The 14,593-nt window shown below is 70.4% G+C and carries 12 protein-coding genes and 1 pseudogene; 6 read left to right on the top strand and 7 right to left on the bottom strand.

Annotated elements, in window-relative coordinates; genetic code table 11:
* Positions 1 to 32: 32 nt before the first annotated feature.
* From OHA88_RS22830 to OHA88_RS22820, 3 genes are all read right to left on the bottom strand, one after another.
* Positions 33 to 857, bottom strand: coding sequence for an SURF1 family protein (locus tag OHA88_RS22830; RefSeq protein ID WP_328626867.1), 825 nt, complete (start codon positions 855 to 857; stop codon positions 33 to 35).
* A gap of 81 nt (positions 858 to 938) precedes the next feature.
* Entirely contained in the window at positions 939 to 2,786 is a 1,848-nt protein-coding gene (locus OHA88_RS22825) for a S9 family peptidase (protein ID WP_328626866.1), read from the bottom strand.
* A 114-nt stretch (positions 2,787 to 2,900) separates the two neighbouring features.
* On the bottom strand, positions 2,901 to 3,455 hold the full coding sequence (locus OHA88_RS22820; protein WP_328629769.1) for a winged helix-turn-helix transcriptional regulator: 555 nt from the start codon (positions 3,453 to 3,455) through the stop codon (positions 2,901 to 2,903).
* Here OHA88_RS22820 and OHA88_RS44655 point away from each other — a divergent pair.
* Both OHA88_RS44655 and OHA88_RS22810 read left to right on the top strand, forming a co-directional pair.
* Positions 3,427 to 4,302, top strand: a pseudogene (locus OHA88_RS44655) (MFS transporter); the annotation flags it as partial. The gene OHA88_RS22820 and the pseudogene OHA88_RS44655 sit on opposite strands and share 29 nt — an antisense overlap.
* A 103-nt stretch (positions 4,303 to 4,405) precedes the next feature.
* Positions 4,406 to 5,014, top strand: coding sequence for an MFS transporter (locus OHA88_RS22810; RefSeq protein ID WP_328626864.1), 609 nt, complete (start codon positions 4,406 to 4,408; stop codon positions 5,012 to 5,014).
* A gap of 96 nt (positions 5,015 to 5,110) precedes the next feature.
* On the opposite strand, the gene OHA88_RS22805 is transcribed toward OHA88_RS22810, so the two are convergent.
* On the bottom strand, positions 5,111 to 5,917 hold the full coding sequence (locus OHA88_RS22805) for an SGNH/GDSL hydrolase family protein (protein ID WP_328626863.1): 807 nt from the start codon (positions 5,915 to 5,917) through the stop codon (positions 5,111 to 5,113).
* 325 nt (positions 5,918 to 6,242) lie between these two features.
* Positions 6,243 to 7,013: an SDR family oxidoreductase gene (locus OHA88_RS22800; RefSeq protein ID WP_328626862.1), complete on the bottom strand. Its 771-nt coding sequence runs from the start codon at positions 7,011 to 7,013 to the stop codon at positions 6,243 to 6,245.
* 97 nt (positions 7,014 to 7,110) lie between these two features.
* Here OHA88_RS22800 and OHA88_RS22795 point away from each other — a divergent pair, with 97 nt between their 5' ends.
* Together OHA88_RS22795 and OHA88_RS22790 are read left to right on the top strand one after the other, a co-directional pair.
* Positions 7,111 to 7,995, top strand: a complete 885-nt coding sequence (locus tag OHA88_RS22795; RefSeq protein WP_328626861.1) for a sigma-70 family RNA polymerase sigma factor — start codon at positions 7,111 to 7,113, stop codon at positions 7,993 to 7,995.
* A gap of 71 nt (positions 7,996 to 8,066) precedes the next feature.
* Complete coding sequence (locus OHA88_RS22790) at positions 8,067 to 8,627, top strand: GNAT family N-acetyltransferase (RefSeq protein WP_328626860.1); 561 nt, start codon at positions 8,067 to 8,069, stop codon at positions 8,625 to 8,627.
* Between the two features lie 220 nt (positions 8,628 to 8,847).
* Here the strand turns inward: OHA88_RS22790 and OHA88_RS22785 are convergent, their stop codons facing one another.
* Both OHA88_RS22785 and OHA88_RS22780 read right to left on the bottom strand, forming a co-directional pair.
* Positions 8,848 to 11,238 (bottom strand): excinuclease ABC subunit UvrA, encoded by a 2,391-nt coding sequence (locus OHA88_RS22785; protein WP_328626859.1) that lies wholly within the window; start codon positions 11,236 to 11,238, stop codon positions 8,848 to 8,850.
* 364 nt (positions 11,239 to 11,602) lie between these two features.
* Positions 11,603 to 11,959, bottom strand: coding sequence for a VOC family protein (locus tag OHA88_RS22780; RefSeq protein WP_328626858.1), 357 nt, complete (start codon positions 11,957 to 11,959; stop codon positions 11,603 to 11,605).
* Between the two features lie 611 nt (positions 11,960 to 12,570).
* Here OHA88_RS22780 and rox point away from each other — a divergent pair.
* A complete protein-coding gene (gene rox / locus OHA88_RS22775) occupies positions 12,571 to 13,998 on the top strand; it encodes a rifampin monooxygenase (RefSeq protein ID WP_328626857.1) in 1,428 nt (475 codons plus the stop codon).
* Between the two features lie 146 nt (positions 13,999 to 14,144).
* Positions 14,145 to 14,585, top strand: coding sequence for a helix-turn-helix domain-containing protein (locus OHA88_RS22770; RefSeq protein ID WP_328626856.1), 441 nt, complete (start codon positions 14,145 to 14,147; stop codon positions 14,583 to 14,585).
* Positions 14,586 to 14,593: the final 8 nt, after the last annotated feature.

Here is a 14,593-nt window from a genome sequence, read left to right as displayed (position 1 = left end):
CCCCCTCACGTGCGTGCGTACGCCGGGACGGCTCAGGCCGTGCGCGTACCCGCGTGCGTGTCCGCGTCCGCGTCCGTGTCGGGCACGAGGCCCAGCTTCACGTCCCGCGCGGCCTCCGCCTCGCGGCGGACCAGCCGGAACCACATGAAGAGCACGAAGGCGGCGAAGACGAACCACTCGCCGGTGTAGCCGAGGTTCTGGAACGCCTTCAGGTCGAGACCGCTGCCCTGCGGTGCCACGGCCGGTACGGGGCGCAGCGCGCTGCCCCCGGCGCCGCCGCCGCTGCTCTCGGTGTCCTGGAGCGTCACCCATGCGTCGTACACGTCGTACGGCACGAGGTTGACGAGGGACGCGGCGCTGATAATGCCGAGCTGTCCGTCGGGGAGGCCTCCCGCCGTGTCGACGCCGTCGGTGCCCGTGTTCTCGGACGCCTGGAGGTCGCCGGTCACGGTGACCTCGCCGGTCGGCGCGGCGGGCACCGGGGTGTGCCCGGGCTTGCCGGGCAGCCAGCCGCGTACCACCGGCAGGGCCTTGCCGCCGTCGGTGCGCAGCATGTTCAGGACGTAGAAGCCGCTCCTGTCGTCCAACTCCCGGCCGGGCACCAGGAACTGGTCGGCGTACCGGCCGGTGGCGGTGGCCGGGCGGCCGGACGTCACCGTGTCGACCGGCAGCAGATCATCGAGAGGCTTTGCGGCTCTCGCCCCCGGGGCCGGCTGCTTCGTGGCCTGCTCGTGCGACTGCACGCGGTCCTCGAAGCGGCCGAGCTGCCAGGTGCCCATGAAGACGCAGAGCGGGATGGCCAGTACGGCGAAGAGGTTGATCCCCCACCATCGCGGGGTCAGCAGGAACCGGTACACCCCTCCACGGTACGGTCCCCGCTCCGGAACCCCGGAGCGGGGTGCCGCCGACGGCACCACCCCCGGTGGCCGGGGGTCCCGCTACCCGAGGTGGCGCCGGGCGAAGTCCAGCTCCAGCCGTACCTGCTTGATGCGCTCCTCGACGACGAGCGAGCCGTGCCCCGCGTCGTACCGGTACACCTCGTGCACCGCCTGCCGGGCCTTCAGCCGGTCCACATAGTTCTCGACCTGGCGGATCGGGCAGCGCGGGTCGTTGACCCCCGCCGAGATGTAGACCGGCGCCCGCACGGCGTCGACGTACGTGAGCGGGGACGAGGCCTCGAACCGCTCCGGCACCTCCTCCGGCGTACCGCCCAGCAGCGTGCGGTCCATCGCCTTCAGGGCCTCCATCTCGTCGTGGTACGCCGTGACGTAGTCCGCGACCGGGACCGCGGCCAGGCCCAGCGCCCAGTCCTCCGGCTGCGTACCGAGGCCGAGCAGCGTCAGATAGCCGCCCCACGAGCCCCCGGCCAGGACCAGCTTCGCGGGGTCCGCCAGCCCGGACTTCACCGCCCACTCCCGGACCGCCGCGATGTCCTCGAGCTCGATCAGGCCGACCCGGTGCTTGAGCGCGTCCGTCCAGGCCCGCCCGTACCCCGTCGAGCCGCGGTAGTTGACGCGGACGACCGCGTAGCCGTGGTCCACCCAGGCGGCGGGCCCGGACGCGAAGGCGTCGCTGTCGTGCCAGGTCGGGCCGCCGTGGATCTCGAAGACGGTCGGAAACGGGCCCTCGGCCGGGGCAGCGGGCCGCTGCACGAGCGCGTGGATCCGGCCGCCGGGCCCGTCCACCCACACGTCCTCCACCGGCACGGACGCCGGAGCCTTCGCACCCGGCGGATCGAGCACCACCGCACCCGTCGTGGACCGCACGGCGGGGGGCTGGGCGGCGGACGACCACAGGTACTCCACGGTGCCGTCCGGCCGGGCCGTGGCACCCGACACCGATCCGGCAGGGGTCTCCACCCGTACCGGAGCGCTGTCGGTCGCCGGCTCGTACCGCCACAGGTCGCTGCGGGCCTCGAAGCCGTGCACGATCAACAGCGCGGAGCCGTCCGGATACCACTCGGCGCCCACGTCACCGGGCAGATCGATCGCAAGATCCGTCTCCGTCCCCGCCACCGGGTCCCAGATCATCGGCTCCCAGCGGCCCCGCCGCTGATGTCCGACCAGCAGCCGGGTGTCCCCGGCCACCGGCGCGAAGCCCAGCACCGACAGGCCCAGCTCCTGCGTACCGCCCTTGGTGTCGTCGAGCTCGGCGACCGTTGTCCCGTCCTGCCGCACCACGCGCAGCGCCGAATGCATCGCGTCGCCGTGCTCGGTGTGCTCCAGGGCGATCAGCGTCCCGTCGTGCGACAGGTCCCCGACGCCCGCCGACTCGCGGTGCCGGTAGATCTCGACGGGTGGAGCCCCGGGCCGTACGACATGGATCGTCGTCCCGTCCTCATCGGTCGACCGGCCGACCACCGCCGTCCCGTCCCGCCCGATCGCGAGCCCGGCCGGGTACGAGGGCTCGAGCCCCGGGGCCGCGGGCTCGTCCGCCGCCCGTCCGCTCCCATTGCCGCCGTGGAACGGCTGACGCATCCACACCCCGAACTCGTCGCCGTCGGTGTCGTTGAACCACCAGATCGTCTCGCCGTCCGGCGTCAGTATCCCGTCCGTCGTCCCGTTCGGCCGGTCGGTGACCTGTCGCTGCTCCCCGGTCGACCGGTCCCACGCGTACAGCTCGTACGTCCCCGTCGCGTTGGAGACGAACAGCGCACGGTCCGGCGCGTCCTCCGCCCAGTCGGGCAACGACACCCGGGGCGCCCGGAAGCGCTGCTCCCACTCCGGAACGGGGTCGGTCGTCAGCGCCGGAACGGAATCGGTCGTCGAGCCAGTGATCTCAGTCATGCCCCCCATTCTGCGCCGGGGGCCGGACACTCGGCTCGTATCGTCCGCAGCCTGTGGACAACTCCCTGGCCGGCCGCGGACCGGGGGCGCGTATGACGTACGGCTGATGGGCTGTCAGGGTGTCGCAGGTGCGGGTGTGGGGCCGGCCCGGTCCCAGCCGGGGGAGCGGACGTCGACGGTGAGGGTGTTCATCACGACCTCCTCGCCACAGGTGCGGCAGATCCACGCGGTGTCCAGGTCGTGCCCGTGTGCGCCCTCGTCCTCGCCCTCGCCAGGGTTCTCCGCGTCCGTGGTGGCCACCGGTTCATGGACCATGACGACCGGCGGCTCCTCGTGCACCCAGCGGTCACCCCAGTTCAGCAGGGCGCGGATCACCGGAGCGAGGTCCCGGCCCGCCTCGGTCAGGTGGTACTCGTGGCGTGGCGGCCGTTCGCTGTACGGGCGCCGCTCGACCACCCCGGCGTGCTCCAGTGACCGCAGCCGGGCCGCGAGCCGGTCCCGGGGTGCACCGGTGTTCCGGGCGATCGCCTCGAACCGGTGATTGCCGAAGAAGATCTCGCGCACCGCGAGCAGCGCCCACTTCTCGCCCACCACCTGCAGCGCGGCGGCGGCGGAACACGGGCGGCCGGGCAGTGCGCCGATGTCGATACGGCTGCCGGAACCATTCATTGCACTCACCCCTACAAGGTTGCCATCTCAAACTTACTGGCGCTACCTTGCCGTCATGACAGTTGGAAAATCAAACTCACTCGCAGGTGCGGCCGACCCCGGATCGTCCGCCCCGCCCGCGGAGTCCGGGCCGCCCGGGGCGACCAGGCCCGCGAAGGGCTCGGCGAACGGGTCCGCGAAGAGTCCATCCACTGGATCCCGCGCGACGGCCTGGATCGTTTCGGCCGGGGTCTTCGTCGTGAACCTCGACCTGTTCATCGTCAACGTGGCCGTCCCCGCCCTCGGTGACTCCTTCGACGGCAGCTCGCTCGCCTCGCTGTCCTGGGTGCTCAACGCGTACGCGATCGTCTTCGCCGCGCTGCTCGTCGTCGCAGGCCGGCTCGCGGACCGGTACGGGCACCGGCGCGGCTTCCTCCTCGGCCTGGCGGCCTTCACCGTGGCCTCCGCGCTGTGCGCCGTCGCCCCCGGGGTCGGCTGGCTGGTCGCCGCCCGTGCCCTGCAGGCGGCCGGAGCCGCCGCCCTGATGCCCACCTCGCTGGCGCTGCTGCTGGTCAACACCGCGCCGGAGCGCCGGCCGCAGGCCATTCGCAGCTGGGCGGCGATCGGGGGCATCGCCGCCGGTCTGGGTCCCGTGATCGGCGGGCTGCTCGTGGAGGCCGACTGGCGCTGGGTGTTCCTCGTCAACGTGCCGGTCGGTGCGGTCGGCCTGGTGGCCGGGGCCCGGCTGCTGCCCGATGTGCGCCCGGACCGCGACGGACGGCTGCCGGACCTGGCCGGTGCCGCGCTGCTCACGCTCGCCATCGGCGCACTCGCGCTCGGCCTGGTCAAGTCGGATGCGTGGGGCTGGGGTTCGCCGGAGGTGATCGGCTCGCTCGTCGCGACGGTCGTCCTCGCCGGGGGCGTTCTGGCTGCGCTCGGCCCGGCACAGCGCACCGATCGTCGAACTGCCGATGCTGCGCACCCCGGCCTTCGCGGCGGCGACCCTCGCTGCGCTGCTCTTCTCCGTCGCGTTCGCGGCGATGCTGCTGACCTCGGTGCTCTGGTGCCAGCAGGTATGGGGCTATTCGGCGATCCGTACCGGACTGGCCATCGCTCCCGGGCCCCTGGTCGTACCGGTGCTCGCCGTCACGTCGGGCCCCATGGTCCGCCGCCTCGGCGCGGGCCGCACGGCGGCGCTCGGCTGCCTGCTGTTCGCCGTGGGCCTCGGCTGGTGGGCCGTCGCGCTCGATACGGCCCCGCACTACGCGGCCGGACTCCTGCCCGGCATGCTGATCACCGGTATCGGCGTCGGCTTCGCCCTGCCCACTCTGGTCGGTGCGGCCGCGGCGGCCCTGCCGCCCACCCGGTTCGCGACCGGATCGGCCGTCACCACGATGGCCCGCCAGACCGGTTCGGTCCTCGGCGTGGCCCTGATGGTCACGCTGCTCGCCACCCCGGACGGCCCGGCCGGGGCGCTCGATGCGTTCCGGCACGGCTGGTGGGCAGCGGCCGCCATCGCCGTACTGGCCGCGGCGGCCGCCCTCGCACTGCCCCGGCCGGGCGCCGCGGGCCGCGCCTGACACGTATCGGACGGAACGGAACGGGACAGAGAGGTGGCGGTCCACCGGAGCCGTGCCGGTGGACCGCCATCTCGCACAGGGCCGGGTACGAGCGAATTACGCGGCTGAGCGGAAGGCGGGCAGATAACCGCCCGACTGCCCTGCGGACTTGGGGTGGTACGACTCGTAGACGGGGACGGTCACGCTGTTGAGCCACGGACTGCCGGAGCACAACTCGTGTCCCGTGAACTCGTCGACCACGCTGGAGAATGTGAACCCGGCATTGGCTGCCTGCTGGGCGATGACGCTGTTCAGTACGTCGGACGCGTTGTTGATGGCGGAGCGCTCGGTCTCGGAGAGACCGGCGATGCAGTCCCCGCTCAGCCGGTAGAAGCGCGGGTATCCCAGCACCACCACATGGGCCTGCGAGGCGCGTGAGCGGATGGAGCCGTAGAGCGAACCGAGGCCGGACGGCAGTGCGTTCTGCATCTGCGAGACGGCCGCGTTCACGCTGCTGAGGCAGGTGGCCTCGCTGTACAGAACGCAGTCCTCCATGACATCGGCGAAGCCGACGTCGTTGCCGCCCGCCGTGACACTGACCAGGGTGGTGGACGAACTCAGGGCGCCCAGCTGGCTGCTCGCCACCGAACCCGTCGTGGCCCCCGAACAGGCCACGAAGGCGAACGAGGACGGTGAGTTCTGGGTGGCCCAGAGGTAGGGGTAGGCCTTGGTGCTCCGATGGCAGTCGCCGCTGTCGGAGATGTAGCTTCCCGAGCCGACGCCGGACGAGTAGGAGTCGCCGAGAGCGACGTACCCGCCGGCGGCGGCCGCGGAGGTTGCCGAGGCCGGCTGGGCAACGCCCAGTGCGGCCGAGGCTGCGAGGACCAGAGTGGATGCGGACGCCCAGAATCTCCGTACTGACATCACTGTCAGCCCTCCGAAGTGTGGGGGGTGAGTGGGGGGTTGAGTGAGCGAGCACGTTTCTAGCAGCTGTGGGTACCGGCCGGTAATAGCCGCGCAAGAACTCGCCGGATATGCCCGAATGATCGTTCGGTAGGCATGGCTCCGCGCGTAGATAAACCTCCAACTGCCTATGAAATAAAGGCTGTTGGAATGTGTGACCAGGGATCCACGTGACGTGGAGGAGGCGGCGACGTCCCGCCGGTCAGGACTGACCCGGCCGTTCGCATCCGGGTCGGCCCCGACCGGTGTGGGCGGTGACCGGCAGTGACGGAGATTCGTCGGGGTACTAACCCACCCGCTCCGCCAGGAACTGCTCCCAGGTCCGCTGCCCCACCACAGCCCCCTCAAGAGACAGGTTCTCGCCGGCCCGGTACGCGCGGCCGGCCTTTCCCGGCATACGCACCGGCATCATCAACCGGTGCTTGCCGCGCGCCTGCAGATATCCGCGGGCCAGATCGGCCATCCCGTACACCTTCGGCCCCGCCAGATCGGGTACCAGGCCGGCGGGCCTGCCGAGGGTCAGTTCCACGATCCGGGCCGCCACCTCGCGCGAGTCGACCGGCTGGAACCGGAGTCCGCCCGGGCACGGGACCACCGGCAGCTTCGCCATCTTCTCCACCACATCGAGGGCCAGGTCGTGGAACTGGGCGGCACGCAGCGTCGTCCACTCCAGGCCGGAGTCGGCCACGGCGCGCTCCGCGCCGAGCTTGGTCCTGAACCAGCCCAGCGGCACCTTGTCCGCCCCGATCACCGAGATGTACACCAGGTGCCGCACCCCGGCCCGCGACGCGGCCCGCACCAGATTGCGGGTCGCCTCGTCATCGCCCTTGGGGCCGCCCGCAAGGTGCAGCACGGTCTCGACCCCATCCATTGCGGGCTCCATGCCCTCGCCCCCGAGCAGGTCGGCGGTCACGTACTCGATGCCGCCCGCGGACTCGCGGCTGTGCCGGCTGAGGACACGTATGTCGCGGCCGGCCTGCCGCAGAAGCGGTACGACGTGGCCCCCCAGGGTGCCCGTGCCACCGGTGACCAGGATGGGTGAGGTCGTCACGGTCATCTCCAATTCGCTCGTACGGGAGCCGATCTCCCGGTTGGATCAGTCGAGGTTCCGTGGGTCCAATGCATTGACCCGCCGCGACGAAGGAATGTGACACGTGGACGACAGCGCACTGCTGACGGAGCGTTTCGAGGAACACCGGTCTCGTCTGCGGGCGGTCGGCTACCGGATGCTCGGCTCGCTCAGCGAGGCCGATGACGCCGTTCAGGAAACCTGGCTGCGCCTCGATCGCGCCGGGACCAGCGGCGTCGAGAACCTCGCCGGATGGTTGACCACGGTGGTGGCACGGATCTGCCTGAACATGCTGCGCGCGCGTGAGCAGCGGCGCGAAGAACCTCTCGAGATACGTATGCCGGACCCGGTCATCAGCCACGAGGACGGGGTCGATCCCGAGCAGGAGGCGTTGCTGGCCGACTCGGTCGGGCTGGCGATGCTGGTGGTGCTTGAGTCGCTGACACCGGCCGAGCGGCTCGCGTTCGTACTGCACGACATGTTTGCCGTGCCCTTCGACGAGATCGCCCCGATGGTCGAGAAGACCCCGGCCGCGACCAGACAGCTCGCGAGCCGCGCGCGCCGCCGGGTGCAGGGAGGGGCCCCGGTTCCCGACCCCGATCTCATCCGCCAACGCGAAGCCGTCGACGCGTTCTTCGCCGCCGCTCGCGACGGCGACTTCGACGCGCTCGTCGCCGTACTCGATCCCGACGTCGTGCTGCGGTCCGACGGCGGCGTCGCGGGCGCCCGCCACACGGCCGTGCTCCACGGCGCACGGACCGTGGCCGGCCAGGCGCTGACCTTCGGTCAACTGTCGCCGTTCGCACGCCCGGCGCTCATCAATGGGGCTGCCGGAGTCGTGGTCGTTGCCCATGGAAGGCCGCTGTCCGTCATGGCCTTCACCGTCACGGACGGCAGGACCGTCGCCATCGACGTACTGTCCGACCCCGAACGGCTGCACCAGCTCGACCTGACAGTCCTCGACCACTGAGGCGTCGCCGGTCACGCGGCCCGTGGGAAGATCCCTGCGCAGTGCGCTGCTTCCGACTGTTGAAGGTGACGATGTACGCGATATCCCTGGGTGACGACGGCGCCGAGCTGCGCCCGCTGGAGCCGTGGCGGGCCGAGGAGTTCCTGGCCCACATCGACCGGGGGCGGGAGTTCATCGGGCAGCACAACGCGCTGCCCGATGTCGTCACGGACCTGGAGTCGAGCCGGGCGTTCCTCCAGGCGTACGCGGAGAAGACCGCCGCCGACGCCGGGCGGCTCCACGGCATCTGGACGGGCGACAAGCTGGTCGGCGCGGTCCTCCTCCGCACCATGGACATCGAGCAGGGCACCGCCGAGGCGGGCTGCTGGCTGGAGCCGTCGGCGGTGGGCAAGGGGCTGGTGACCCGGGCCGCGCGTGTGATCATCGATTGGGCCGTCGAGGAGCGGGGCATCCACCGTGTGGAGTGGTGGGTCTCGTCGACGAACGAGGCCAGCATCGCCGTGGCCCGGCGGCTCGGGATGACGAAGGACGGCGTGCTGCGGGCGAGCTACCTGTACCGGGGGAAGCGGCACGACGAGGAGATCTGGTCGGTGCTTGCACCGGAGTGGCGGGCGGGCAGGCAGACGTCCTGAGCCCGGCGCCCCCGCCCGCGCCCCCGTGCAGAACCCGCTCGTCGCTGCCGTCGTGGCCGCCACGCCCCCCGGGTCCGCGCCCGGGGCGGCGAACGCGGCGCCCCGCTTCCCGCCCGACAGCGTCATGAACTCCTCCGCCGCGGGCGAAGTCTGTCGGGCCTCGGTGTCCTCCCTACCGATCTCGCCGCCCTCGAGGTGCCTGATGTCGCGAGGGCCTCGGTCAGGTGCCGACGTAGTCCGCGAGGTGTTCACCGGTGAGGGTGGAGCGGTCGGCGACGAGGTCGGCCGGTGTGCCCTCGAAAACGATCTTGCCGCCGTCGTGACCGGCGCCGGGGCCGAGGTCGATGATCCAGTCGGCGTGCGCCATCACCGCCTGGTGGTGCTCGATGACGATGACCGACTTGCCGGAGTCGACGAGCCGGTCGAGCAGGCCGAGCAACTGCTCGACGTCGGCAAGGTGGAGGCCGGTGGTCGGCTCGTCGAGGACGTAGACGCCGCCCTTGTCGGCCATGTGGGTGGCCAGCTTGAGCCGCTGCCGTTCGCCGCCGGACAGCGTGGTGAGCGGCTGGCCGAGGCTGAGGTAGCCGAGCCCGACGTCGGCGAGCCGGTCGAGGATTCTGTGCGCGGCCGGTGTGTGCGCCTCGCCGGCGCCGAAGAACTCCTCGGCTTCGGTCACCGACATCGCGAGCACCTCGCTGATGTCGCGGCCGCCGAGGGTGTATTCGAGGACCGATGGCTGGAACCGCTTCCCCTCGCAGTCCTCGCAGGTGGTCTCCACCCCGGCCATCATCGCCAGGTCGGTGTAGATGACGCCGGCGCCGTTGCAGTTGGGGCAGGCGCCCTCGGAGTTGGCGCTGAACAGGGCCGGCTTCACGCCGTTGGCCTTCGCGAACGCCTTGCGGATCGGGTCGAGCAGTCCGGTGTACGTCGCCGGGTTGCTCCGTCGCGAGCCGCGGATGGGCGCCTGGTCGACCGACACCACGCTCGCGGAGGCGGGCACGGAACCATGGATGAGTGAGCTCTTGCCGGAGCCGGCGACGCCGGTGACGACGCACAGCACCCCGAGCGGGATGTCGACGTCGACGCCCTGCAGGTTGTGGCGGGTGGCGTCCCGGATCTCCAGCGTGCCGGTGGACTTGCGCACCGTCTCCTTGAGGGCGGCCCGGTCGTCGAGGTGGCGGCCGGTGACGGTACCGCTGGCCCGCAGCCCCTCGATGGTGCCCTCGAAGCAGACGGCGCCGCCCGCCGTACCGGCGCCGGGCCCGAGGTCGACGACGTGGTCGGCGATCGCGATGGCCTCGGGCTTGTGCTCCACGACCAGCACCGTGTTGCCCTTGTCCCGCAGCCGCAGCAGCAGGCCGTTCATGCGCTGGATGTCGTGGGGGTGCAGGCCGATGGTGGGCTCGTCGAAGACGTAGGTGACGTCGGTGAGCGAAGAGCCGAGGTGGCGGATCATCTTCACGCGCTGCGCCTCGCCTCCCGACAGCGTGCCCGACGGCCGGTCGAGCGCGAGGTAGCCGAGACCGATCTCCACGAACGAGTCGAGGGTGTGCTGCAGCGCGGTGAGCAGCGGCGCCACCGACGGATCGTCCAGGTCACGGACCCATTCGGCCAGGTCGCGGATCTCCATCGCGCAGGCGTCGGCGATGCTGATCCGCTTGATCTTCGACGACCGGGCCCCCTCGCTGAGCCGGGTGCCGTCGCACTCGGGGCAGGTCGTGAAGGTGACCGCACGCTCCACGAAGGCACGGATGTGCGGCTGCATCGCTTCCTTGTCCTTGGACAGGAACGACTTCTGGATCTTGGGGATCAGCCCTTCGTAGGTGAGGTTGACACCGTTGACCTTTACCTTGGTCGGCTCGCCGTAGAGGAAGTCCTGCATTTCCTTCTTGGTGAACCTGCGGATCGGCTTCTGCGGGTCGAGGAAGCCCGACTGGGCGTAGAGCCCCACGGTCCACTGGCTGTCCGACTTCCAGCCGGGGATGGTGAACGCACCCTCGGCGAGCGACTTGGAGTCGTCGTAGAGCTGGGTGAGATCGATGTCGGAGACCGAGCCGCGGCCCTCGCAGCGCGTACACATGCCGCCGGTGCGGTTGAAGGTCGCCTTCACCGTCTTCTTGGCGCCGCGCTCGACGGTGATCGCACCGCTCGCCCGGACCGAGGCGGTGTTGAAGGAGTACGCGCTGGGCGGGCCGATGTGCGGCTTGCCGAGCCGGCTGAAGAGGATGCGCAGCATCGCGTTGGCGTCGGTGGCGGTACCGACGGTGGAGCGGGGGTCGGCCCCCATCCGCTGCTGGTCGACGATGATCGCGGTCGTCAGCCCTTCGAGTACGTCGACCTCCGGCCGCGCCAGCGTCGGCATGAAGCCCTGCACGAAGGCGCTGTAGGTCTCGTTGATCATCCGCTGCGACTCGGCGGCGATCGTGCTGAACACCAGCGAGCTCTTGCCCGAGCCGGAGACGCCGGTGAACACCGTCAGGCGGCGCTTGGGGATCTCGATGCTGACGTCCTTGAGATTGTTCACGCGCGCGCCGTGCACGCGGAGCAGATCGTGGCTGTCGGCAGCGTGCAGCGCAGGCGACTGCGTGTTCTTCCTCTTGGCCGGGCTCATGGTGTCTCCATCTGTTGGGCGGGCCCGCTTTCGCGGTCTCCGTCGGTGTCGCCTGGCTCGATCCAACCAAAATTCGAGCAGTACGTCCGACTCTCATTTGCTTCGGTCCGTGGAACCTCTGGTTCCGGGCGACGCGTCCCGCCCGCCGAGGTGTCGGACCAGCCGGCGGCGCGCGGGGGCGATGCGGAACGAGCGGTACAGGGTGGACCGACGCACGCGGGTCGAGGCCGGTGTGCGCGGTGAACCGGCCATCCCGCTCCTGCCTCACAGCGTCGATCCCGAGGACCTCGGCGTCGCCCTCGATCACGGACACCGCGCGGGTGGACCAGGGTGCGGGAGCGGGTGGTCGGCACTCAGCCGGCGCTCATCGGTCCTGAAGCAGCCCGAGGACGTTGCCGTCGGGGTCGGTGAAGGTGGCCACCAGGCGGCCGCCACCGACGTCGTGAGCGGGTTCCTTCACGGTGGCACCCGCGGCCGTCACCTCGGCCAGCTTCGCCTCGATGTCCGGCACGTGCCAGTAGGCCACCGGTGAGGTCATGCCCTGCGACCCACCGCCCGGCACCAGCCCGATGTGCTGGCCCGCGGCCTCGAAGCCGACGTAGTAGGACTCGTCGGCCTGCGGCGGTACGCCGAGCAGGGCGGCGTACACCTTCTTGGCCGCCGCCAGGTCGGAGACGGGATGCAGCACGGTCTTGATTCCCTGGGTGGCAGAGTCGGTCATGGTCACTCCTGAAGTCGTGGGTCCGGTCGGATTGTCCGGCGCAGGTGCGAAAGGGAAGTCCGGAAATCGGCAGCCCATCGCCCCGGATGGTGATTTCGCCGTTGGCTGTTCGTCTTGACCGGGTCCAGCCCGCAAGAGAAGGAGAACCACCGGAATCACCTCTGCGCGGTCACGCTAGCTGCGGCTCGGGGGTCCGCGCTTCTCGAATCCTGATCGGTTCGGCCGCCTGTTTCGCGACGCGCGACGGGATCCCTGCCGTCGCGCGCGGAACTGTCTTTCCGAGGATGCCGCCAACGAAGACGTGTTTCGTCGAGTGCCGCTTCGCGAGGAGGTTGTCCGTCCACAGCGGGCGACAAAAAGAAAAGGCAAGGAAGTAACCCACTCCTTGCCACTCTCAACATATAGCGCACGGGGGGCCTTGCGGCAAGACCCGGGTCGTGCCGCAGAATCTTCGGCCGAGGCCAGAACCTGCGGAAATCAGGGACCCGCGAAGTGCGTCTGTTTTTGCCGACGTACGGGTTGCGGGACTCGGCGCGGAGGTGCGGATGTGTGCGCCGCCGGACTGCGCGGAGCCGCCGGCCGAAATCCAATCTCGTTGAATGGGCGTTTTGATGATTGACGTGATCGTGGTCGGCGGCGGACCGACCGGCTTGATGCTGGCCGGCGAGTTGCGGCTGGCCGGAGTGCACGTGATCGTGCTGGAGAAGTTGACCGAGCCGACCGGGGAGTCCCGCGGGCGCGGCCTGCACACGCGCAGCGTCGAGATGATGGACCAGCGCGGCCTGCTGGACCGGTTCCTCGCGGTCAGTGAGAAGTTCCAGGTCGGCGGTTTCTTCGGTGGCATCCAGAAGCCGTGGCCGGACCGGTTGGACACGGCGCACCCGTACGGCCTCTCCACTCTGCAGCCGGTCACCGAGCGGCTGCTCAACGAGCGTGCCCTCGAACTCGGGGCCGAGATCCGGCGCGGCTGCGAAGTGGTCGGGCTGAGCCAGGACGAGGACGGGGTGACCGTCGAGCTGGCGGACGGCACGTACCTGCGCTCGCGCCACCTCGTCGGGTGCGACGGCGGCCGCAGTGCGGTGCGCAAGCTGCTCGGCGTCGGTTTCCCCGGCGAGCCCGCCAAGGTCGAGACGCTGTTGGGCGACATGGAGATGGCCGAGGACCCGGCGACGGTGGCCGCGGTCGTCGCGGAGGTCCGCAAGACCCAGTTGCGGTTCGGCACCATCCCCAACGGGGACGGGACGCACCGCGTCATCGTGCCCGCCGACGGCGTGGCCGAGGACCGTGCGACCGCGCCGACCCTCGAGGAGTTCAAGCAGCAGTTGCGGGCGGTCGCGGGCACCGACTTCGGTGTGCACTCGCCGCGCCGGCTGTCCCGGTTCGGCGACGCCACCCGGCAGGCCGAGCGCTATCGGGTCGGCCGGGTACTGCTGGCCGGCGACGCGGCGCACATCCACCCGCCGACCGGCGGGCAGGGGCTCAACCTCGGCGTGCAGGACGCGTTCAACCTCGGCTGGAAGCTGGCCGCCGAGGTCAACGGCTGGGCACCGGAGGGGCTGCTGGACAGCTATCACGACGAACGGCACCCGGTCGGCGCCCGCGTGCTGGACAACACCCGCGCGCAGATCACGCTGCTGGGGACCGATCCGGGTGCGACCGCGCTGCGGGAGCTGTTCTCGACGCTGATGGACTTCGAGGAGGTGAACCGGTACGTGACCGGGATGATCACCGCGGTCGGGGTCCGCTACGACTTCGGCGAGGGCCATGAACTGCTGGGCCGGCGGATGCGGGACGTGAAGCTGAAGCAGGGGCGCCTCTACGAGCTGATGCACGGCGGCCGCGGCCTGCTGCTCGACGGGACCGGCCGGCTCTCGGTGGAGGGCTGGGCGGATCGGGTCGACCACGTGGTCGACGTCAGCGAGGAACTGGACGTGCCCGCGGTGCTGCTGCGGCCGGACGGCCACGTGGCGTGGGTCGGCGAAGATCAGGCGGATCTGCTCAGCCGGATGCCAAGGTGGTTCGGCGCTGCCGTCGGCTGAGCGCGCCGGATGAGGCGGGACACGACAGGCGTCCCGCAGGTACGACACCTGTCGCGTTCGGACTCGTTCGGTCACGCACCGTGACTCAGGACACTATTGCAAGCATGTGCTTGCAATAGTTAGCAGTGATGGCGCACTATCGAGTCATGGCATCACTCAACGTCGGCAATCTCGGCGAGTACCTGCGCGAGCAGCGCCGCACTGCTCAGCTCTCGCTGCGGCAGCTCGCCGATGCTGCCGGGGTGTCCAATCCGTATCTCAGCCAGATCGAACGCGGGCTGCGCAAGCCGAGCGCCGAGGTGCTGCAGCAGGTCGCCAAGGCGCTGCGGATCTCCGCGGAGACCCTCTATGTGCGGGCCGGGATTCTGGACGAGCGGGAGCGGGGGGAGCTGGAGACCCGGGCGGTCATCCTGGCCGATCCGTCCATGAACGAGCGGCAGAAGAACGTGCTGCTGCAGATCTACGACTCCTTCCGCAAGGAGAACGGGTTCGAATCCGGCTCCGGGGAAACCGATGACGAATCCGGCCTCAGCGCCGACGGCACAGATGCCGATACAGCTTCAAAGCCTTCACCACCCTCAAACTGAGTCTGATG

This window comes from Streptomyces sp. NBC_00353, from assembly GCF_036108815.1.
GTDB lineage: Bacteria > Actinomycetota > Actinomycetes > Streptomycetales > Streptomycetaceae > Streptomyces.
Note: the sequence above shows the minus strand (reverse complement) of the source record. Positions and strands in the feature narration are given on the sequence as shown.